This window comes from Enterobacter sp. RCC_40 (assembly GCF_041360735.1).
Lineage (GTDB): Bacteria > Pseudomonadota > Gammaproteobacteria > Enterobacterales > Enterobacteriaceae > Enterobacter > Enterobacter ludwigii.
Genome location: NZ_JBFUPR010000004.1, coordinates 456,817 through 476,923 on the forward strand (window position 1 = coordinate 456,817; position 20,107 = coordinate 476,923).

The 20,107-nt window shown below is 53.7% G+C and carries 20 protein-coding genes; 15 read left to right on the forward strand and 5 right to left on the reverse strand.

The window, feature by feature from the left end; all coding sequences use genetic code 11:
• Positions 1-3: 3 nt before the first annotated feature.
• The 4 genes from mreD to csrD form a co-directional block, all read right to left on the reverse strand.
• On the reverse strand, positions 4-492 hold the full coding sequence (gene mreD, locus AB6731_RS16830) for a rod shape-determining protein MreD (protein ID WP_014071997.1): 489 nt from the start codon (positions 490-492) through the stop codon (positions 4-6).
• Positions 492-1,508, reverse strand: a complete 1,017-nt coding sequence (gene mreC / locus AB6731_RS16835) for a rod shape-determining protein MreC (RefSeq protein WP_014171860.1) — start codon at positions 1,506-1,508, stop codon at positions 492-494. Before mreC ends, mreD begins: the two co-directional genes overlap by 1 nt.
• Positions 1,509-1,569: 61 nt before the next feature.
• A complete protein-coding gene (gene mreB / locus AB6731_RS16840) occupies positions 1,570-2,613 on the reverse strand; it encodes a rod shape-determining protein MreB (RefSeq protein WP_000913396.1) in 1,044 nt (347 codons plus the stop codon).
• Between the two features lie 281 nt (positions 2,614-2,894).
• Positions 2,895-4,835 (reverse strand): RNase E specificity factor CsrD, encoded by a 1,941-nt coding sequence (gene csrD / locus AB6731_RS16845; protein WP_371006579.1) that lies wholly within the window; start codon positions 4,833-4,835, stop codon positions 2,895-2,897.
• A 182-nt stretch (positions 4,836-5,017) separates the two neighbouring features.
• Here csrD and AB6731_RS16850 point away from each other — a divergent pair, with 182 nt between their 5' ends.
• From AB6731_RS16850 to AB6731_RS16915, 14 genes are all read left to right on the forward strand, one after another.
• Positions 5,018-5,992, forward strand: a complete 975-nt coding sequence (locus AB6731_RS16850) for an MDR family oxidoreductase (RefSeq protein ID WP_020883505.1) — start codon at positions 5,018-5,020, stop codon at positions 5,990-5,992.
• 77 nt (positions 5,993-6,069) lie between these two features.
• On the forward strand, positions 6,070-7,071 hold the full coding sequence (gene msrP, locus AB6731_RS16855) for a protein-methionine-sulfoxide reductase catalytic subunit MsrP (protein WP_020883504.1): 1,002 nt from the start codon (positions 6,070-6,072) through the stop codon (positions 7,069-7,071).
• Complete coding sequence (msrQ, locus tag AB6731_RS16860) at positions 7,072-7,671, forward strand: protein-methionine-sulfoxide reductase heme-binding subunit MsrQ (RefSeq protein ID WP_047956177.1); 600 nt, start codon at positions 7,072-7,074, stop codon at positions 7,669-7,671.
• Between the two features lie 234 nt (positions 7,672-7,905).
• A complete protein-coding gene (gene aroQ, locus AB6731_RS16865) occupies positions 7,906-8,358 on the forward strand; it encodes a type II 3-dehydroquinate dehydratase (protein WP_047956178.1) in 453 nt (150 codons plus the stop codon).
• A gap of 21 nt (positions 8,359-8,379) precedes the next feature.
• Complete coding sequence (gene accB / locus AB6731_RS16870; RefSeq protein WP_014171866.1) at positions 8,380-8,841, forward strand: acetyl-CoA carboxylase biotin carboxyl carrier protein; 462 nt, start codon at positions 8,380-8,382, stop codon at positions 8,839-8,841.
• A 10-nt stretch (positions 8,842-8,851) separates the two neighbouring features.
• Positions 8,852-10,201, forward strand: coding sequence for an acetyl-CoA carboxylase biotin carboxylase subunit (accC, locus tag AB6731_RS16875; protein ID WP_020883502.1), 1,350 nt, complete (start codon positions 8,852-8,854; stop codon positions 10,199-10,201).
• A 110-nt stretch (positions 10,202-10,311) separates the two neighbouring features.
• The gene (locus AB6731_RS16880) at positions 10,312-10,554 is read left to right on the forward strand and encodes a YhdT family protein (RefSeq protein WP_006178860.1); all 243 of its coding nucleotides are present in this window, start codon (positions 10,312-10,314) and stop codon (positions 10,552-10,554) included.
• Entirely contained in the window at positions 10,544-11,995 is a 1,452-nt protein-coding gene (panF, locus tag AB6731_RS16885; protein WP_020883501.1) for a sodium/pantothenate symporter, read from the forward strand. The genes AB6731_RS16880 and panF overlap by 11 nt, the downstream gene beginning before the upstream one ends.
• Before the next feature lie 11 nt (positions 11,996-12,006).
• Positions 12,007-12,888 carry a 50S ribosomal protein L11 methyltransferase gene (gene prmA / locus AB6731_RS16890; RefSeq protein WP_014171869.1) on the forward strand — a complete coding sequence of 294 codons (882 nt, stop codon included), beginning with the start codon at positions 12,007-12,009 and terminating at the stop codon, positions 12,886-12,888.
• A 137-nt stretch (positions 12,889-13,025) separates the two neighbouring features.
• Positions 13,026-13,766, forward strand: coding sequence for a carbonic anhydrase (locus AB6731_RS16895; RefSeq protein WP_040018719.1), 741 nt, complete (start codon positions 13,026-13,028; stop codon positions 13,764-13,766).
• Between the two features lie 330 nt (positions 13,767-14,096).
• Positions 14,097-15,062: a tRNA dihydrouridine synthase DusB gene (gene dusB / locus AB6731_RS16900; RefSeq protein WP_014171871.1), complete on the forward strand. Its 966-nt coding sequence runs from the start codon at positions 14,097-14,099 to the stop codon at positions 15,060-15,062.
• A 23-nt stretch (positions 15,063-15,085) separates the two neighbouring features.
• A complete protein-coding gene (fis, locus tag AB6731_RS16905) occupies positions 15,086-15,382 on the forward strand; it encodes a DNA-binding transcriptional regulator Fis (protein ID WP_000462905.1) in 297 nt (98 codons plus the stop codon).
• Positions 15,383-15,562: 180 nt separating this feature from the next.
• Positions 15,563-15,727, forward strand: coding sequence for a DUF2556 family protein (locus tag AB6731_RS16910; protein WP_020883498.1), 165 nt, complete (start codon positions 15,563-15,565; stop codon positions 15,725-15,727).
• 139 nt (positions 15,728-15,866) lie between these two features.
• Entirely contained in the window at positions 15,867-17,960 is a 2,094-nt protein-coding gene (locus AB6731_RS16915; RefSeq protein WP_371006581.1) for a putative bifunctional diguanylate cyclase/phosphodiesterase, read from the forward strand.
• Here AB6731_RS16915 and envR read toward each other — a convergent pair.
• Entirely contained in the window at positions 17,864-18,583 is a 720-nt protein-coding gene (gene envR, locus AB6731_RS16920; RefSeq protein ID WP_073396289.1) for an acrEF/envCD operon transcriptional regulator, read from the reverse strand. The two genes, AB6731_RS16915 and envR, sit on opposite strands and share 97 nt — an antisense overlap.
• A gap of 383 nt (positions 18,584-18,966) precedes the next feature.
• Between envR and AB6731_RS16925 the strand changes: the two genes are divergently transcribed.
• The gene (locus tag AB6731_RS16925; protein WP_025202897.1) at positions 18,967-20,106 is read left to right on the forward strand and encodes an efflux RND transporter periplasmic adaptor subunit; all 1,140 of its coding nucleotides are present in this window, start codon (positions 18,967-18,969) and stop codon (positions 20,104-20,106) included.
• Position 20,107: the final 1 nt, after the last annotated feature.

Consider the following 20,107-nt stretch of genomic DNA (forward strand, 5'->3'; position numbering starts at 1 on the left):
CTTTTATTGCACAGCAAACTGCTGGCGAACCTTACGCATCAGCAGGAACAGCCACGGCCAGAGCACACCGTTTACTACACTACTCCAGAACACTTCCGGTCGGAAAGAGACGTTGATCACTAAAAACTCTGCCCAGAAAACAACGATATCCGCAGCAAGCGACAACAACATCACCACCAGCGCCTGTTGCCAGAGCGCGAGGTTACGAAAGAGCTGGAATTTAAGTGCGACGAGGTACGCAATAATACTCATGGACAAGGCGCGCACGCCAAGCGTAGAGCCACTAATGAGATCCAGTATGGCACCCATCACAAAACCTGTGCCGACATTTACGCGGTGCGGCAGGGCAAGGATCCAGTAGAGCAAAATGAGCAATACCCAGTTTGGCCGGAAAACGAGAATGTCGTCCGGCCAGGGCATGATTTGCAGTAACAGCGCAATGAGAAATGAGAGCCAGATAACCCAGCGTCCCTGGCTACGATAACTTGCCACTACTGCCCTCCCGAGGAGAGTTTAGGCGGTGGCGGTGCATCCGGCAGCGGCTGCGTTAGCCCCGTAGCAGGGGCCGGTACTGGCGCAGGGGGTCCCATGGCATCCGGTGCCGGCAGAACCTGCGGCATCATTTGCATCAGGCGTTCATTCGCGACGCGATGAACATCTTCAGGCGTCATGGGGTTAGCACCATTGCGGTCGGCGCCCCACAGCAGCAGCAGGTAGCGAAGACGCTGTAAACCCGCGGTTGGACGCGCCTGAATCACGGTATAGGCACGCTGCGTATCAAGCTTCACCGAAGAGACAACCGCAACCGGATACCCTTCAGGGAAACGTCCACCCAGACCCGACGTCACCAGAACGTCGCCCACACGAATGTCCGTGTTAGCCGGCAGATGTTCCAGCTGGAGATCGTCGGTACACCCGTTACCGGCCGCGATGACGCGAATGTCATTACGCAGTACCTGAATCGGCAACGCATGCGTGGCATCGCAGATCAGCAGAACGCGGCTGGTCAGTTTGGCCACAGCAACAACCTGGCCTACAACGCCTTTATCACTGATAACAGGCTGACCTTCATACACACCGTTCACGCTTCCTTTGTCGATCACAACCTGATCGCTGTAGGGATCGTTGACGGTGGAGATCACCTGCGTCACCATCTTCTGCTCATCCTGACGCAGCGGCGAGCCAAGCAGCTCACGCAGACGCGCGTTTTCCTGCTTATATTGTCCCAGCATCAGCAGCTCGCTGTTTTTCAACAGCAGTTCCTGACGTAATGCCCGGTTTTCGAGTTCGAGTTGGTCACGTGAAGACAACGTTTGGGAAACGGAGTCGAGCAACTCACGGGGACCATTTGAAATAAAGTAGAAAGGACTGACGGCGGTATCCATGTACGTTCTGATCTGACTGAACGTACCGAGGCGGCTATCGGCAATAATGACCCCAAGCGCAACCAGGACCGCCAGAATGAGGCGAAACTGTAGCGATGGGCCACGGCTAAAAATTGGCTTCATAGGCTATGCGTATTCTCGTGTCAGAGAGAAAGGGTAGCGATACGCTACCCTTTCACAATGACTACTCTTCGCTGAACAAGTCGCCGCCGTGCATGTCGATCATTTCCAGCGCCTTGCCACCACCACGGGCGACGCAAGTCAGTGGATCTTCTGCAACTACGACAGGAATACCTGTCTCTTCCATTAACAGGCGGTCGAGGTTACGCAGCAGCGCACCACCACCGGTCAGAACCATACCGCGCTCGGAGATGTCAGACGCCAGTTCTGGTGGGCACTGTTCCAGGGCAACCATCACTGCGCTCACGATACCGGTCAGAGGTTCCTGCAGCGCTTCCAGAATTTCGTTGGAGTTCAGGGTAAAGCCGCGTGGAACACCTTCAGCCAGGTTACGGCCGCGAACTTCGATTTCACGCACTTCATCGCCCGGGTAAGCGGAACCGATTTCATGCTTGATACGCTCAGCGGTCGCTTCGCCGATCAGGGAACCGTAGTTACGACGCACATAATTAATGATGGCTTCGTCGAAACGATCGCCACCGATACGCACGGAAGAGGAGTACACCACGCCGTTCAGGGAGATAACGGCCACTTCAGTGGTACCACCACCGATATCCACCACCATAGAACCGGTCGCTTCAGAAACAGGCAGACCCGCACCGATTGCCGCCGCCATTGGCTCTTCAATCAGGAACACTTCACGCGCGCCTGCACCCTGGGCTGATTCACGGATTGCGCGACGTTCAACCTGGGTGGCGCCAACCGGCACACACACCAGAACACGCGGGCTTGGGCGCATGAAGCTGTTGCTGTGAACCTGCTTGATGAAGTGCTGAAGCATTTTTTCAGTCACGAAGAAGTCAGCGATAACGCCGTCTTTCATTGGGCGGATTGCGGCGATGTTGCCAGGGGTACGTCCCAGCATCTGCTTCGCGTCATGACCCACAGCGGCTACGCTTTTCGGCGAGCCGGCACGATCCTGACGAATGGCCACAACGGAAGGCTCATTCAATACGATGCCTTGTCCTTTAACGTAAATAAGGGTATTCGCGGTACCCAGGTCAATGGACAGGTCATTGGAAAACATGCCACGAAATTTTTTCAACATACTAAGGGATAATCCTGAAAGCTGGGGCGGAAAACAAAATCCGCTTACTTTACCAACCACACGCAGCAGCGACAAGGCGCAAAAATCATCTGCAGCGGTGAAAATTTGTGCAGTTCGTATCCTGATGTTACAAATCTTTCCCTGATTCCCTCAGGGCTGAGTACACAGTAGCGTCCCTCACTGACATTTGTAACCCGCTAAAGGTCGTTCACTGGCTTTTTGCTCGTCATACTCAAAGCTACAGGCGCGATATTCTACGTGAAAACGGATTAAACGGCAGGTCAAACAGAGTATCTTTGCAAATATTTTTTCACATTGGTGTCAAGCGGCTGAGAGGAGGCAAAAAAATCCCCCTGACCGCCCGTCACACCGCGCTCTGTCAACATCTGCCATTCGCTTCTGGAGCGCACGCCCGTGGCAAAGACTTGTGTTCGCGTTCCCTTGCACGCTTCCACCAGACTCTGTACCAGCAGCTGGTTTTCCGTGCGCTTTTCAATGTTCCTTACCAGCCCCGGATGCAGCTTTAATAACTCCACATCCAGTTCCTTAATCCAGTTAGTACTAACCAGCGTTAAACCCGCCTGCGTGACCGCGACACGGGCACCTAGCGCATTAATCAACCGTACTACCGGACGTAACCGGCTGATGTGTTGACCCACATCCGCCTCAGCAAGTTCAAAAATAATGTGTTTGCGTTGCGATTTTTCGCATTGCATTAATGTATCACGCAACCAGCGCTGAAAACGCGGGCGAATTAACGACTCCACGGTAACCTGTAGCGCCAGGTTTTCTTCGGGCCAAAAGGATAAAAACGGAATGAGTCGGGTGATCTGCTGGCGGTCGTACTCTTCAGAAAGCCCAAACTGCAGCACCATCGGTAAATATTCCGCGGAGATGACCTCTTCCGTACCGTCAAAAATACGGCACATCAGCTCACGGTGATGAACGTTCCCGTTTTTCATCACCGCCGGTTTTTGATAAATGCGCGGCCCGCCGCGGCTGAGCATTTGCTCTATCAACGTTCGCCAGCGCACATTGCCGCGCCCTTTTTCTGGTAACGAATCGTCGTACACTGCCCAGCCGTTAGCGCCCTGCAACACGGCGTTACGGGTTGCCGCTTCAGCATGTTCCATCACCTGTTCCGTCGACTGGCCGCCGCGCCAGGCACAGATGCCCATATGAACCATATCGTCCCTGTCGAGCATTTTGCTCTGCGGCAGCGCATCCACCGCTTTCAGCAGCTGGCTGGCGATGCTTTCTGACTCTTTCAGAGTACGGTGAGGCAGCAGCACGGCAAAGTCGCTGCGGTGATAACGGGCCAGTAGCGCACCCGGATAACGCATAATAAAGGTGGAGAGCAGGTTGATCAGCGTAAAGAGATTCTCTTCCGCCACGCGCTGTCCCCAGGTGTCGCGCAGCAGATCGAAATCGGGCAGGCGAATCATCATGACAACACCGTGCGTCCCGACTTTTTCCGGATCGTCCAGCAACGTGGCCAGTTGATTATCAAAGAAAAGACGGTTGTTCAGCCCGGTTTTATTATCCTGCGCAGCGTAAGAGCGGATCAGCGTGTCCATACGGCTGCGCTGGTCGCTAGCGAACTGAATTTCTGAGAGCAGCATATCCAGCGCACTGCTGGCACGTGCAGGCCATTCATGGATCGAGCCGCGCACCTGCGGGCCGCGTTCACCGTTCAGTATTCGCACGGAACGCATCTCCAGCAGTTCCTGACCAGAGAGCTGACGGCGCAGCCAGCGAACTGCGAGAAAAATCAGCAGGACAATAAACGCGACGGCGACGGTGAGCGGCGCGGTGGTCATCATCGAGCGGAAGTAGCTGGCCATCGGATCGAGGTAGACCATGTTTATGGTCATGCCCGGGTTTTTAAGGGAATGCACCGTCACTTCCCGGTACTGGCTTACCACGCCCGCAGGCCGATAGCTGTCCTGCCGGGCATGGCTTAAAACATTATGCTTTCCCTGCAGAATGTCGATTTGGACAATATCGACAGGCACCATCAACTCATCCAGCTCGCGGGACAGCGCCGGCAGCGGGGTGGTGAGGAGACGATTATCAATCACCGACGCGACAGACTGCACCCGATTAACCAGCTTGTCCTGAATGGCGTTATAAAAGCTCAGAGAACAGCCAAGGAGCGTGACAAAAATGGTTAGCCCCGTCAGTAAGGTGATAAAAGCCGAGAACTTCGTCGTTAATCGCATCCTTGAGATAACTCCGTGGGTTGAGGGGGTAGCGAGTAAGCGCTAACTTGCATTTCAAATGCGGCATACTATCAAACCTGGCGTATCTGGCAATTTATTGCGTTAAATCGGCATTGCTTTTCCCTGAGGGAGTATAGTCTTCAGGAGCTATTTTCCAATCATCTGAGTCGTGAGGACCCTGTATGCAGGCTTTGATCTTAGAACAGCAGGACGGCAAAACGCTTGCCTCGGTGCAGGCCGTTGAAGAGAGCCGACTGCCGGCAGGCGAAGTGACCGTCGACATCGACTGGTCCAGTTTAAATTATAAAGATGCGCTGGCTATTACCGGGAAGGGTAAAATCATCCGAAATTTCCCTATGGTGCCAGGTATCGATTTTGCGGGCCGGGTTCATGCGAGCGAAGATCCGCGCTTCCATGCCGGCCAGCAGGTGCTGCTCACGGGCTGGGGCGTGGGTGAAAATCACTGGGGCGGGCTGGCGACACAGGCGCGCGTGAAAGGCGACTGGCTGGTGCCGATGCCACAAGGCCTGGATGGTCGTAAAGCGATGATCATCGGTACAGCAGGCTTTACCGCCATGCTGTGCGTGATGGCGCTGGAAGATGCCGGTATTCGCCCTGAATCGGGTGAGATCGTCGTGACCGGTGCCAGCGGTGGTGTGGGCAGCACGGCGGTGACATTGCTGCACAAACTGGGTTACCAGGTTGCGGCAGTATCCGGGCGCGAGAGCACCCACGCGTACCTGCGTCAGCTCGGCGCTAATCGCATCCTGAGCCGCGACGAGTTTGCCGAAACCCGTCCACTGGAAAAACAGCTCTGGGCAGGTGCGGTAGATACCGTCGGTGACAAAGTGCTGGCAAAAGTGCTGGCGCAGATGAACTACGGCGGCTGCGTGGCAGCCTGTGGTCTGGCGGGCGGTTTTGCCCTGCCCACCACCGTGATGCCCTTTATTCTGCGTAACGTTCGCCTGCAGGGTGTTGATTCCGTAATGACCCCGGCGGCGCGCCGCATTGCGGCCTGGGAACGTCTGCAGCGCGATTTGCCGGACACGTTCTTTACTCAGAGCGCAACCGAAATCACGCTTAGCCAGGCGCCTGAATATGCCAGCAAGATCATGGACAACCAGTTCCATGGCCGCGCACTGGTGAAAATTGCCTAATCTTCAAATTTTCGTGACATATTCGCGCTAATCCCTCTCCTCCGTCATGCTTAGAAAAACGCATGACGGAGGATGCCATGAAAACCCGAAAACTGACGGAAGCCGACGTAACGTCTGAATCTGTCTTTATGTTACAGCGCCGCCAGATCCTGAAAATGCTTGGCATCAGCGCCACCGCACTGACGCTTTCCCCTGCGGCTCATGCCGACCTGCTCGACTGGTTTAAAGGTAACGATCGCCCCAAAGCCCCTTCCGGCGCCCCGCTCACCTTTACGAAGCCCGCTCAGTGGCAAAACACACTGACGCTCACGCCGGAAGACAAAGTGACCGGCTATAACAATTTCTACGAATTTGGTCTCGATAAGGCCGATCCTGCGGCCAACGCGGGGAGTATGAAAACCGATCCGTGGACGCTGAAAATCGACGGTGAAGTGGCAAAACCGCTGACGCTGGACCATCACGATCTCACCACCCGTTTCCCACTGGAAGAGCGTATCTACCGCATGCGCTGCGTGGAAGCCTGGTCGATGGTTGTGCCCTGGGTAGGCTTCCCGCTGCATAAACTGCTGGCGATGGTTGAACCCACCAGCAACGCAAAATATGTCTCTTTCCAGACGCGCTACGCCCCGGACGAGATGCCGGGCCAGAAAGATCGGTTTATCGGCGGTGGGCTTGCATATCCGTATGTCGAAGGGTTACGGCTCGATGAAGCGATGCATCCTCTTACGCTGCTGACCGTCGGTGTTTACGGCAAAGCACTCCCGCCGCAGAACGGCGCGCCTGTTCGCTTAACGGTGCCGTGGAAGTACGGTTTTAAAGGGATTAAATCTATCGTCAGCATTAAGCTCACCCGCGAACGTCCACCCACGACCTGGAACCTGGCGGCACCCGACGAATATGGCTTTTTTGCCAATGTGAACCCGCACGTCGATCATCCCCGCTGGTCGCAGGCCACTGAGCGATTTATCGGTTCCGGCGGCGCGCTGGATGTGAAGCGTCAGCCGACACTGCTGTTTAACGGCTACGCTGATGAAGTGGCGTCGCTTTACCGTGGCCTTAATTTACGGGAGAACTTCTGAGTGCGTTTAACGGCAAAACAGATAACCTGGCTGAAAGTGCTGTTGCACTTAGCCGGGTTGCTTCCTTTTATCTGGTTATTCTGGGCCGCCAGCCAGGGGCTTTTTAGCGCTGATCCGGCAAAGGATATCCAGCACTTTACCGGTCGGATGGCTCTGAAATTTTTACTGGCGACCTTGCTGGTGTCACCGTTAGCACGCTACGCTAAACAGCCATTATTGATACGCACCCGCCGGCTTTTGGGACTATGGTGTTTTGCCTGGGCGACGCTCCATTTGACCAGCTACGCCTTGCTGGAACTGGGCATTAACAACCTGGCACTGCTGGGCCGCGAACTGGTCACCCGTCCGTACCTGACGTTAGGTATCGTGAGCTGGCTGGTGTTACTGGCATTAGCACTGACATCAACGCAATATGCACAACGTACATTGGGCAGGCGCTGGCAACTGCTGCACAACTTCGTCTATCTTGTCGCGATCCTCGCACCCATCCATTATCTGTGGTCGGTGAAGATCCTCTCCCCGCAGCCCATGCTCTACGCGCTGCTGGCTGTGGCGCTTTTAGCATGGCGTTACAAGAAGTTCCGTCAGTGGTTGCGATAATTCGCGAAACTGTGCGTTTTCCCGCAGAATCCCTGTCAACCGCGAATCTTTTTCGGATAGCGGTTGATAATCTTCCCTGATAAGACCAGTATTTAGCTGCCAAATGCTACGAAATCGTTATAATGTGCGACTTTGGTTTACCCGACAGCGGTTTTAGGCCTCTGAAAAGGTGACAATCGTGCTTCGAAGGTATATTTTGTTTTTTACCGGAGAATCGCAGGAGATAGCGGCACAATGGCTGATAAGTTCCATATCTTAGTTTTAAACGGACCGAACCTGAACATGCTCGGCACCCGCGAGCCAGAGAAGTACGGCTCGCTAACATTGAGTGAAATTGTTAACCGTCTGAGCACGGAAGCAACGTCGCTGAATGTGGATTTGGATCATTTTCAGTCGAACGCGGAGTACGCAATCATCGACCGTATTCATCAGGCTAAAGACATTGTGGACTATATCCTGATCAATCCGGCCGCGTTTACGCACACCAGTGTTGCTATTCGCGACGCACTGCTCGCAGTGAGTATCCCGTTTATCGAGATCCACCTGAGCAACGTGCACGCCCGAGAGCCGTTCCGCCACCATTCCTATCTATCAGATATCGCCGCTGGCGTTATTTGCGGACTGGGCGCTGACGGCTATTCATACGCTTTACAGACAGCGGTAAAACGCTTGTCACAATCACACTAAACAAGAGTACGGAACCCACTCATGGATATTCGTAAGATTAAAAAACTGATCGAGCTGGTTGAAGAATCAGGCATCTCCGAACTGGAAATTTCTGAAGGCGAAGAGTCTGTACGCATCAGCCGTGCAGCCCCAGCCGCTAGCTTCCCGGTAATGCAGCAGGCTTATGCTGCGCCAGTGCAGCAGCCTGCGCTTTCCGCAGCCGTTGCACCAGCAGCTGAAGCCGCACCTGCCGCTGCAGCAGAAATCAGTGGTCACATCGTACGTTCCCCAATGGTTGGTACTTTCTACCGCACCCCGAGCCCGGATGCGAAAGCGTTCATCGAAGTGGGTCAGAAAGTCAACGCAGGCGATACCCTGTGCATCGTTGAAGCGATGAAAATGATGAACCAGATCGAAGCAGACAAATCAGGCACTGTGAAAGCGATTCTGGTCGAAAGTGGTCAGCCGGTTGAATTTGACGAGCCGCTGGTCGTCATCGAGTAACGAGGCGAACATGCTGGATAAAATTGTTATCGCCAACCGCGGCGAGATTGCACTGCGTATTCTTCGTGCCTGTAAAGAACTGGGCATCAAGACCGTCGCTGTGCACTCAAGCGCGGATCGCGATTTAAAACACGTATTGCTGGCGGATGAGACGGTCTGTATTGGCCCGGCTCCGTCCGTAAAAAGCTATCTGAACATCCCGGCTATCATCAGCGCCGCTGAAATCACCGGCGCGGTGGCAATTCATCCGGGTTATGGCTTCCTCTCTGAGAACGCCAACTTTGCTGAGCAGGTTGAGCGCTCTGGCTTTATCTTCATCGGCCCGAAAGCTGACACTATCCGCCTGATGGGCGATAAAGTGTCCGCAATCACCGCGATGAAAAAAGCCGGTGTTCCAACCGTACCGGGCTCTGACGGTCCTCTGACCGACGACATGGATGCTAACCGTGCTCATGCGAAACGCATTGGCTATCCGGTTATCATCAAGGCGTCCGGCGGCGGCGGCGGTCGCGGTATGCGCGTTGTGCGTAGCGATGCTGAACTGGCTCAGTCCATCTCCATGACCAAAGCGGAAGCGAAAGCAGCTTTCAGCAATGACATGGTGTACATGGAAAAATACCTGGAAAACCCACGCCACATCGAAATTCAGGTGCTGGCTGACGGTCAGGGTAACGCTATCTATCTGGCAGAACGTGACTGCTCCATGCAGCGTCGTCACCAGAAAGTGGTTGAAGAAGCGCCAGCACCGGGCATTACGCCGGAACTGCGTCGCTACATCGGCGAGCGTTGTGCTAAAGCCTGTGTCGATATCGGCTATCGCGGTGCGGGTACTTTCGAGTTCCTGTTCGAAAACGGCGAGTTCTACTTCATTGAGATGAACACCCGTATTCAGGTAGAACACCCGGTTACCGAAATGATTACCGGCGTTGACCTGATCAAAGAACAGCTGCGTATCGCTGCGGGTCAGCCCCTATCCATCAAACAGGAAGAAGTTGTGGTCAAAGGCCATGCGGTGGAATGCCGTATCAACGCCGAAGACCCGAATACCTTCCTGCCAAGCCCGGGTAAAATCACGCGTTTCCACGCGCCGGGTGGCTTTGGTGTGCGTTGGGAGTCTCATATCTACGCGGGTTACACCGTACCGCCGTACTATGACTCCATGATCGGTAAGCTTATCTGCTACGGCGAAAACCGTGACGTGGCAATTGCCCGCATGAAGAACGCCCTGCAGGAGCTGATCATCGACGGTATAAAAACCAACGTTGAACTGCAGATGCGTATCATGAGCGACGAGCACTTCCAGAATGGTGGGACTAACATCCACTATCTGGAGAAAAAACTCGGTCTGCAAGAGAAGTAAGCGCGCAGTCACGCCAAAAAGGCCGGATAATCCGGCCTTTTTTTATTTCTGGGGATCGGAAAGCCCCATCATGTACAATCCCCGCTTTATTCATCCACAAGGGACAAAAAATGGACAAGCGTTTTGTTCAGGCCCATAAAGAAGCGCGATGGGCGCTGTGGCTGACCCTTCTCTATCTTGCCGCATGGTTGGTGACCGCTTACTTACCTGACTCGGCTATCGGCATTACCGGCCTGCCTCACTGGTTCGAAATGGCCTGCCTGCTGGTGCCGCTGGTCTTTATCCTGCTGTGCTGGGCAATGGTGAAATTTATCTACCGGGATATCCCGCTGGAGGATGATGATGCAGCTTGAAGTCATTCTGCCGCTGGTCGCGTATCTGGTGGTCGTGTTTGGTTTGTCCGTTTATGCAATGCGTAAGAGAACCACCGGCACCTTCCTGAATGAGTATTTCCTCGGCAGTCGCTCGATGGGCGGTGTCGTGCTGGCCATGACGCTTACCGCCACCTATATCAGCGCCAGCTCGTTTATCGGTGGCCCCGGTGCAGCCTATAAATACGGGTTAGGCTGGGTGCTGCTGGCAATGATTCAGCTGCCTGCCGTCTGGCTCTCGCTGGGTATACTGGGTAAAAAGTTTGCCATTCTGGCACGCCGTTATAACGCCGTGACGCTCAACGATATGCTGTTTGCGCGCTACCAGAGCCGTCTGCTGGTGTGGCTGGCAAGCTTAAGCCTGCTGGTCGCGTTTATTGGTGCAATGACGGTGCAGTTCATCGGCGGGGCACGTCTGCTGGAAACCGCTGCTGGGATCCCCTATGAGACGGGCCTTATCATCTTTGGGGTGAGCATTGCGCTGTATACCGCGTTTGGCGGATTTCGCGCCAGCGTGCTGAACGATACGCTGCAGGGGATGGTGATGCTCGTTGGCACAATCGTTCTGCTGGTGGGAATTGTTCACGCCGCAGGTGGTCTGAGCCATGCCGTTGAAACTCTGGAAGCGATTGACCCGAAACTGATTTCCCCGCAGGGTGCGGATGATATCCTTTCGCCAACATTTATGACGTCGTTCTGGGTGCTGGTGTGCTTTGGTGTTATTGGCCTGCCGCATACCGCCGTGCGTTGTATCTCATATAAAGACAGCAAAGCCGTTCACCGGGGTATTATTATCGGGACGGTCGTTGTTGCAATCCTGATGTTCGGCATGCATCTGGCGGGTGCGTTAGGACGTGCGGTGATCCCCGACCTTACGGTTCCCGATTTGGTGATCCCAACCCTGATGGTCAAAGTGCTTCCGCCTTTTGCCGCGGGGATATTCCTCGCCGCGCCAATGGCCGCCATAATGTCGACCATTAACGCCCAGCTACTGCAGAGTTCCGCTACGATCATTAAAGATCTCTACCTGAACCTGCGTCCTGAGCAGGTGCAAAATGAACGACGCCTGAAGCGTATGTCGGCGGTGATTACGCTCGTTTTAGGCGCGCTGCTGCTGTTAGCCGCATGGCGTCCGCCGGAGATGATCATCTGGCTGAACCTGCTGGCGTTTGGCGGCCTTGAAGCCGTCTTCCTGTGGCCGCTGGTATTGGGCCTCTACTGGGAGCGCGCCAACGCTGCCGGCGCCCTGAGCGGCATGATTGTCGGCGGTGTGCTGTATGCCGTGCTAGCTACATTTAAAATTCAGTACCTGGGCTTCCATCCTATTGTGCCTTCGTTACTGTTAAGTTTACTGGCGTTTGTGGTCGGGAACCGTTTCGGTCAGCCTGTCCCACAGCCCGCTACGATTTCTACTGATAAATAAAGAGTTTTGCCATGCCGTGGATCCAACTAAAACTGAATACAACCGGCGCTAACGCCGAAGAGCTAAGCGATGCGCTGATGGAAGCCGGTTCGGTCTCCATCACCTTCCAGGACACGCATGACACGCCGGTGTTTGAGCCACTGCCGGGCGAAACCCGCCTGTGGGGTGATACCGACGTTATTGGCCTGTTTGATGCAGAAACTGACATGAAAGAGGTTGTCGCGATCCTGGAAAATCATCCGCTGCTGGGTGCGGGTTTTGCACACAAAATCGAACAGCTGGAAGACAAAGACTGGGAACGTGAGTGGATGGATAACTTCCACCCGATGCAGTTCGGTAAACGTCTGTGGATCTGCCCGAGCTGGCGTGACGTTCCGGATGAAAACGCGGTAAACGTGATGCTGGATCCGGGCCTGGCATTTGGGACCGGTACTCACCCGACGACTTCTCTGTGCCTGCAGTGGCTGGACAGTCTGGATCTGGACGGCAAGACGGTGATCGACTTCGGATGCGGATCCGGGATCCTCGCTATCGCGGCGCTGAAACTGGGCGCGGCCAAAGCCATTGGGATCGATATCGATCCACAGGCTATTCAGGCCAGCCGTGATAACGCTGAACGCAACGGCGTTTCTGACCGTCTTGAACTGTATCTGCCGGATGCGCAGCCAGAAGCCATGAAAGCCGATGTGGTGGTGGCGAACATTCTGGCCGGCCCATTACGCGAACTGGCCCCGTTAATCAGCGTACTGCCCGTTGACGGCGGTCTGCTGGGGCTTTCCGGGATCCTGGCAAGCCAGGCTGACAGCGTTTGCGAAGCCTACGCCGATCTTTTCGCCCTCGACCCGGTGGTCGAAAAAGAAGAGTGGTGTCGTATTACGGGCCGTAAAAAGTAAGCCATTGGCGTGGTCATCTGACCACGCCTCTCTTCCTCCGATAATCCTCTCTTCCCGTGCCCTTCTCCGGTAAAATACCCACACAAATCATATTGATAAAAATGGTTTGAACCACAATAATTCACCGGAAGAATACTATGACCCACTTTACTGGCAAGGCAGCGCTCTTCGCGCTGAGCATTATCTCGGCTTCAGCCTGCGCATCACACTGGAGCTACGAAGGCGAAGGCGCACCGGAACACTGGGGCGAACTGGACGAGGCCTACAAAACCTGTCAAAGCGGGATGAACCAGTCCCCCATCAACATTGAATCCACCGCGAACGCGCACCTCTCCCCGCTGCAAACGCATTACATTGATGGCCCTGTGACGCTGACGAACAACGGCCACACCATTCAGGCAAGCGAAAAGCCGGAAACCCGCGATACCCTTACCCTCGATAAGCAAACCTGGACCCTGCAACAGTTCCATTTCCACGCACCGAGCGAAAACACCGTACATGGCAAGAAATTTGCGATGGAAATGCATCTGGTGCACAAAAACGCGGCCGGAGAGCTGGCGGTGGTGGCGGTCATGTTCGATAAAGGGGCCGCGAACCCGGAGCTGGATAAGCTGTGGAGCGTCATGCCTGAGCAGGCCGAACAGAACGTCTCCATTAAGCAGGATCTCAATCTGAACAAGCTGATTCCAAAAGATAAAACGTACTGGCGCTTTAGCGGCTCGCTGACCACACCGCCGTGCTCAGAGGGGGTAACCTGGATTGTACTGAAGCACCCGCTGACCGTCTCTGCAGAGCAGCTTGAGAAATTCTCCCATACGATGCACCACGAAAATAACCGCCCGGTACAACCCCTTCATGGTCGCGTAGTCGTCGAATAATGCGCATTTTTCGCATGCAGATCATGTTCTAAAATGCGACTCAGATCGCAAACAAGCGGGATAATCTGCTGCTAAAAACAGCAGATTATCCCGCTCAAGTGATGCATTTATTCAGAAATGATGAGAAGTTACGGGAAATTGTAAGCGGCTATAAAATAATCATTACATCATAACTTTATGATTTAACAGGTTTATAATTTTCACCTGAAGGACAGAGCGGCGATTCCTTGATCTACAACAGTGGATTGTTCAAAGTTTGGCCTTTCATCTCGTGCAAAAAATGCGTAATATACGCCGCCTTGCAGTCACAGTATGGTCATTTCTTAACTCATGCGCATCGGACACTACCAGCTCAGAAATCGCCTGATCGCAGCCCCAATGGCAGGTATTACCGACCGGCCGTTCAGGACGCTGTGCTATGAGATGGGGGCAGGTTTAACCGTTTCCGAGATGATGTCGTCTAACCCACAGGTGTGGGAAAGCGATAAGTCCCGCCTTCGGATGGTGCACGTTGATGAACCAGGTATTCGCACCGTGCAAATTGCCGGAAGCGTGCCTGAAGAGATGGCAGATGCCGCGCGGATTAACGTGGAAAGTGGCGCCCAGATTATTGATATCAATATGGGTTGCCCCGCCAAGAAAGTGAATCGCAAGCTTGCAGGTTCAGCCCTTCTGCAATACCCCGACCAGGTGAAGTCTATCCTGACCGCGGTTGTCAGCGCAGTGGACGTTCCTGTTACGTTGAAGATTCGCACGGGTTGGTCGCCGGAACACCGTAACTGTGTAGAGATTGCCCAACTGGCCGAAGACTGTGGCATTCAGGCCCTGACCATCCATGGACGCACTCGCGCCTGTTTGTTCAATGGTGAAGCTGAATACGACAGCATTCGGGCAGTTAAGCAGAAAGTTTCCATTCCGGTTATCGCGAATGGTGACATTACTGACCCGCTTAAAGCCAGAGCTGTGCTCGACTATACGGGAGCTGATGCTCTGATGATAGGACGTGCCGCTCAGGGAAGACCCTGGATCTTTCGGGAAATCCAGCATTATCTGGACACTGGGGAGTTGCTTGCCCCACTGCCACTGGCAGAGGTAAAGCGCTTGCTTTGTTCGCATGTTCGGGAATTGCATGACTTTTATGGTCAGGCAAAAGGGTACCGAATTGCGCGTAAACACGTATCCTGGTATCTCCAGGAGCACGCTCCAAATGACCAGTTTCGGCGCACATTCAACGCCATAGAGGATGCCAGCGTACAGCTGGAGGCGTTGGAGGCATACTTCGAAAATCTTGCGTAATGAAATAAAGAGCTGACAGAACTATGTTCGAACAACGCGTAAATTCTGACGTACTGACCGTTTCTACCGTTAACTCTCAGGATCAGGTAACTCAAAAGCCCCTGCGTGACTCGGTTAAACAGGCACTGAAGAACTATTTTGCTCAACTGAACGGTCAGGATGTTAATGACCTGTATGAGCTGGTACTGGCTGAAGTTGAACAGCCACTGTTGGACATGGTGATGCAATACACCCGCGGTAACCAAACCCGCGCTGCCCTGATGATGGGTATCAACCGTGGTACACTGCGTAAGAAACTGAAAAAATACGGCATGAACTAATTTCGGTTAGCGAAATGCTTGTTTAAAAAGGCGCTACCTGGCATGGGGATGCGCCTTTTTTATTGCCCGTGCCTGTCACCGTCAAGGCTGTGTAAACCTTCGTTTATCCCCCTTTTAAATCGCAACTTTTCGTGTATATTTCCACCACCTCACTGAACCTCTTCACCCGGAACGATACGTATGATTCGTAAATACTGGTGGCTGGTTGTATTTGCTGTCTCGGTTTTCCTCTTCGACGCGCTCCTGATGCAGTGGATTGAACTGATGAGCACTGAAGCCGATAAGTGTCGCAATATGAATTCCGTAAATCCGCTAAAATTAGTGAACTGCTCAGAACTCGACTAACCGCCTGACGTCGCTAAACTCACTATTATGACCCACTAAAAACGGGGATTTAAATCCCTTTGAGCCGTTACCTTACGATGATAATGTCTCGCCCTTCTCAACCGCACCTGCGTAACCTCACACTCGAGTAGAACCGATCATGCTGGTTAGCCAATACAACCATATCCTCGTCGTCCTCTCCTTTGTTGTTGCTATCCTTGCTGCCTATACCGCGCTGAATATGGCTGCTCGTGTTGCCGGGAGTCAGGGCGTGGCTGCGCGCGTCTGGCTGGCCGGCGGCGGTATTGCCATGGGGATTGGCGTGTGGGCCATGCATTTTATCGGCATGCTGGCGATGGACCTCTCCATGAGCATGCGCTACAACGCGACCCTGACGGTGCTATCCATGGTTATCGCCGTGGGCTCGTCACTGTTTGCGCTGTGGCTTGTTAGCTGTGAGCAGTTACGTTTGCGCCGTCTGCTGCCCGGTGCGTTAGTGATGGGCTGCGGCATTGTGGCGATGCATTACACTGGCATGGCGGCGCTGGAAGTCTCTCCCGGTATTATCTGGGACAAAACATGGGTGGCCATTTCGGTTGTCATTGCGCTTGCGGCTTCGCTCGCCGCATTATGGCTGACGTTCCGCTTGCGGCATGAAGCGTCTCAGGTGTCTCTGATGCGTCTTGCCGCCGCCGTTACGATGGGGATCGCCATTGCCGGTATGCACTATGCCGGGATGAAAGCCGCTCAGTTCCCAATGTCGACCATGACACATCATGAAGGTATTAACGGCAGCTGGCTGGCAGTACTGGTCAGCGTCGTCGCACTCGCCATACTGGGGATCACGCTGCTGGTCTCGATGCTGGATGCCCGCCTTCAGGCACGAACCTCTCTTCTGGCCTCATCCCTTGCAGAAGCGAACCGCGAACTCGCTCAACTGGCTTTGCAGGATACGCTGACGCGTCTGCCGAACCGTGTTTTGCTGGAGGACCGACTCGATCAGGCCATCAGCAAAGCTGACCGTGAAGGCACCCATTTTGCACTGATGTTCATGGATCTCGACGGGTTTAAAACCATCAACGATGCGTACGGCCATGATGTCGGTGACAGACTGCTTGTCGCCGTGACGCAGCGCCTGCTCACGCCCCTGAAGGGTCAGTTCACCCTTGCCCGTATCGGTGGTGATGAGTTTGTTCTGCTGGCAGAAGGAGAAGGTCCGGATGATGCGGCCTCGCTGGCCAACTCGCTGGTTCGCGCTATCGATAGCCCATTCAATCTGGATCCCTATGAACTGGTGGTAACCCTTAGCATTGGTATCGCGCTCTATCCCCACGACGGTAAAACCGAGCGCGAGCTGATGTTTAACGCCGATGCGGCGATGTACCACACGAAGCACATGGGCCGAAACGGTTATCACTTTTTCCAGCCCTCCATGAACACCCTGGCGCAGACCCATCTCCAGTTGATGAACGATCTGTGGCTGGCTATCGATCGTAATGAACTGCGCCTGCTTTATCAGCCAAAATTCCACGCACCGGCGGGTCCTGTCCTTGGGTTCGAGGCGCTATTGCGCTGGCAACACCCGAAACAGGGATTACTGACGCCAGACCTGTTCCTGCCGCTGGCGGAAAAAACGGGGCTGATCATCCCGATTGGTAACTGGGTGCTTAATGAGGCCTGCCGTCAGTTGCGGGAGTGGCACCTTCAGGGGCATCAAAACTGGTCGATGGCGGTGAATCTGTCGACACTGCAGTTTGAGCAACCTTCACTGGTTAAAACGGTGCTCGACTGCCTGACGCGTCACAGCGTACCGCCGGAGATGCTGATCCTTGAAGTGACGGAAACCACGGCGATGAGCAACCCGGATGAGAGTGTGCGCGTGCTGACAGAGCTGACGGACGCGGGCGTGAAAGCGTCCATTGATGATTTTGGTACAGGCTATTCCAGCCTGCTTTATCTCAAGCGCCTGCCGGCCTGTGAGTTGAAAATTGACAGAGCGTTCGTGAAAGAGTTAAGCGGTGAAAGCGAAGACGCCACCATTGTCTCAGCGATTGTGGCCCTGGCAAAAACGCTAAATCTGAAAGTCGTGGCGGAAGGGGTGGAAACCGAAGCACAGCAAACCTTTTTGACGGCGCTGGGCTGCAACACGCTTCAGGGCTATCTGTTGGGCAAGCCGGTCAGTGCGCAGACCATCGAAACGCTCTGCGCGCAAGGGGAAATGTTACCTGGCGCTGAGCTAAAATCATCCTCATGAGGCGACACCCGCACGACAGGGAGTGTCGCCAGAATGCTATCGACCAGCGCAGGAGCCTGCTGATAAAGATTAAAGCTGCTGTTATTCATTAACCAGTTTTTAATGATTCCGCTGAAAAAACCGTGGAAAACAATCAGGGTTAGATCAACATTTACCTGTGACGAAATGAGGTTCCGCGAAATACAGTCCTGCAACGTGGCACGTAAAGACTCATAATTAAAACCAATACGTTTTCTGATTTCACACTCTGAAATCATATCGCTATTAAATTCACACTTATGATACAAAATTTGCAAAAGAGCGCATTGCCGAGGCTCATGTGCAATATATTGCAACGCAGCAATAAATTGCTCACGAAGCATTAACAAGGGATCGCTGCCTGCAGAAAGAGAAAGTCTGTCACGAATGATGTCACGAAACGGTAATTGCTGTTCCCAGATGGCATTAAATATTTCTGTTTTACTGGTAAAATGCCAATAGATGGCACCCCGTGTAACATTTGCTGCATCCGCGATATCCGTCAGCGTCGTGTTCGCCACGCCCCGCGTCGCAAACTGCCCGATAGCCGCTTCAATCAGCTGCTGACGGGTTTGTTGAGCCTCTTCTTTCTTTTTACGCGCCATAGACGACTACTCGTTACTCACAAAGTTTATATTTACACGGTTCAGGTACACGAAAGTATTCACTACTTTGCGTTTTAATTTTGCACAAAAAAAGTCAAATCGCTTAATTAATAATTAAGACAAATGCATAGATATAATTAAATTCATGAGATGAATAATTGAACCACGTTAAATGCCATTTATCTGATTAACCAGCCAGAAGTATATCCTCGCTAACACCAGGTTTGATTCTGATTTTTGCCTTAAGGCCTGTTCATTCGCACTTATAAATTAAAAAACATTAATTACCCTCATTATTATACGCCCTACATTTTATTTTTATCCCTCTGCCCTGCTACCGATTCACGGCAAATATCGGTTCATGGGTATTTAAAGGAACAGTAATGACGAATTATTTCAGACGTTTGCCCTTATCCGGTTTTATTGTCTGCGCGGTACTGCTCACTGGATGCGATGGTCAGGAAAACCAACCACCGCATCCGCAGGCACCTCAGGTCAGCGTGCATATTGTGAAAAGCGCCCCTCTGGCTGTCACCACCGAACTCCCGGGCAGAACAGATGCCTTTCGCGTTGCGGAGGTTCGTCCTCAGGTGAGCGGCATCATATTGCGTCGTAACTTCACAGAGGGAAGTGATGTAAAAGCCGGCGAGTCACTTTATCAGATCGATCCTGCCACCTATCAGGCCGCGTATGACAACGCGAAAGGTGAACTCGCGAAGGCCCAGGCGGCGGCTAACATTGCGCACCTGACGGTAAAACGCTATCTCACGCTGGTTGGCACGCAGTATGTCAGCAAGCAGGAATACGACCAGGCCGTGGCGACAGCGCAGCAAGCAGATGCCAGCGTCGTTGCCGCACAGGCAGGCGTTGAAAGCGCGCGCATTAATCTTGCCTATACCAAAGTGACGTCTCCCGTCGAGGGTCGCATCGGTAAATCCAGCGTCACCGAAGGCGCACTGGTGACGAACGGGCAAGCCGCAGCCCTGGCAACGGTTCAGCAGCTTGATCCGATGTATGTCGACGTCACCCAGTCCAGCAGTGATTTTATGCGTCTGAAGCAGACGAGCCTGCAAAAAGGAGAGGCCACCAGCACCGTTGAGCTGGTGATGGAGAATGGTCAGCCCTACCCGTTGAAAGGTACGCTGCAGTTCTCGGATGTCACGGTCGACGAAAGTACCGGCTCTATCACCTTGCGCGCGATTTTCCCAAACCCACAGCACCTGCTGTTGCCTGGCATGTTTGTCCGGGCCCGCATTGATGAAGGCACACAGCCTGATGCGATTCTGGTCCCACAACAAGGCGTGACCCGCACGCCGCGCGGTGATGCATCCGTTCTGGTGGTTAACGATAAAAACCAGGTTGAGTCACGTACCGTCGTTGCCCCTCAGGCGATTGGCGATCGCTGGCTGGTGACGGAAGGGCTGAAAAATGGCGACCGCGTCATTGTCAGCGGCTTACAAAAAGTCAGACCGGGCGCTACCGTCGTCGCGACGCCTGATACCACCACGACTCCAGCCGGTTAAG

Bases quoted from the DNA above. Each gene is read 5' to 3' on its own strand.
- mreC (WP_014171860.1), bottom strand. From the start codon at position 1,508: ATGAAGCCAATTTTTAGCCGTGGCCCATCGCTACAGTTTCGCCTCATT.
- envR (WP_073396289.1), bottom strand. From the start codon at position 18,583: ATGGCGCGTAAAAAGAAAGAAGAGGCTCAACAAACCCGTCAGCAGCTG.
- aroQ (WP_047956178.1), top strand. From the start codon at position 7,906: ATGGCTGATAAGTTCCATATCTTAGTTTTAAACGGACCGAACCTGAAC.
- panF (WP_020883501.1), top strand. From the start codon at position 10,544: ATGCAGCTTGAAGTCATTCTGCCGCTGGTCGCGTATCTGGTGGTCGTG.
- mreB (WP_000913396.1), bottom strand. From the start codon at position 2,613: ATGTTGAAAAAATTTCGTGGCATGTTTTCCAATGACCTGTCCATTGAC.
- accB (WP_014171866.1), top strand. From the start codon at position 8,380: ATGGATATTCGTAAGATTAAAAAACTGATCGAGCTGGTTGAAGAATCA.
- AB6731_RS16895 (WP_040018719.1), top strand. From the start codon at position 13,026: ATGACCCACTTTACTGGCAAGGCAGCGCTCTTCGCGCTGAGCATTATC.
- AB6731_RS16925 (WP_025202897.1), top strand. From the start codon at position 18,967: ATGACGAATTATTTCAGACGTTTGCCCTTATCCGGTTTTATTGTCTGC.
- prmA (WP_014171869.1), top strand. From the start codon at position 12,007: ATGCCGTGGATCCAACTAAAACTGAATACAACCGGCGCTAACGCCGAA.
- fis (WP_000462905.1), top strand. From the start codon at position 15,086: ATGTTCGAACAACGCGTAAATTCTGACGTACTGACCGTTTCTACCGTT.
- AB6731_RS16880 (WP_006178860.1), top strand. From the start codon at position 10,312: ATGGACAAGCGTTTTGTTCAGGCCCATAAAGAAGCGCGATGGGCGCTG.
- AB6731_RS16850 (WP_020883505.1), top strand. From the start codon at position 5,018: ATGCAGGCTTTGATCTTAGAACAGCAGGACGGCAAAACGCTTGCCTCG.
- msrP (WP_020883504.1), top strand. From the start codon at position 6,070: ATGAAAACCCGAAAACTGACGGAAGCCGACGTAACGTCTGAATCTGTC.
- AB6731_RS16910 (WP_020883498.1), top strand. From the start codon at position 15,563: ATGATTCGTAAATACTGGTGGCTGGTTGTATTTGCTGTCTCGGTTTTC.
- AB6731_RS16915 (WP_371006581.1), top strand. From the start codon at position 15,867: ATGCTGGTTAGCCAATACAACCATATCCTCGTCGTCCTCTCCTTTGTT.
- accC (WP_020883502.1), top strand. From the start codon at position 8,852: ATGCTGGATAAAATTGTTATCGCCAACCGCGGCGAGATTGCACTGCGT.
- dusB (WP_014171871.1), top strand. From the start codon at position 14,097: ATGCGCATCGGACACTACCAGCTCAGAAATCGCCTGATCGCAGCCCCA.
- csrD (WP_371006579.1), bottom strand. From the start codon at position 4,835: ATGCGATTAACGACGAAGTTCTCGGCTTTTATCACCTTACTGACGGGG.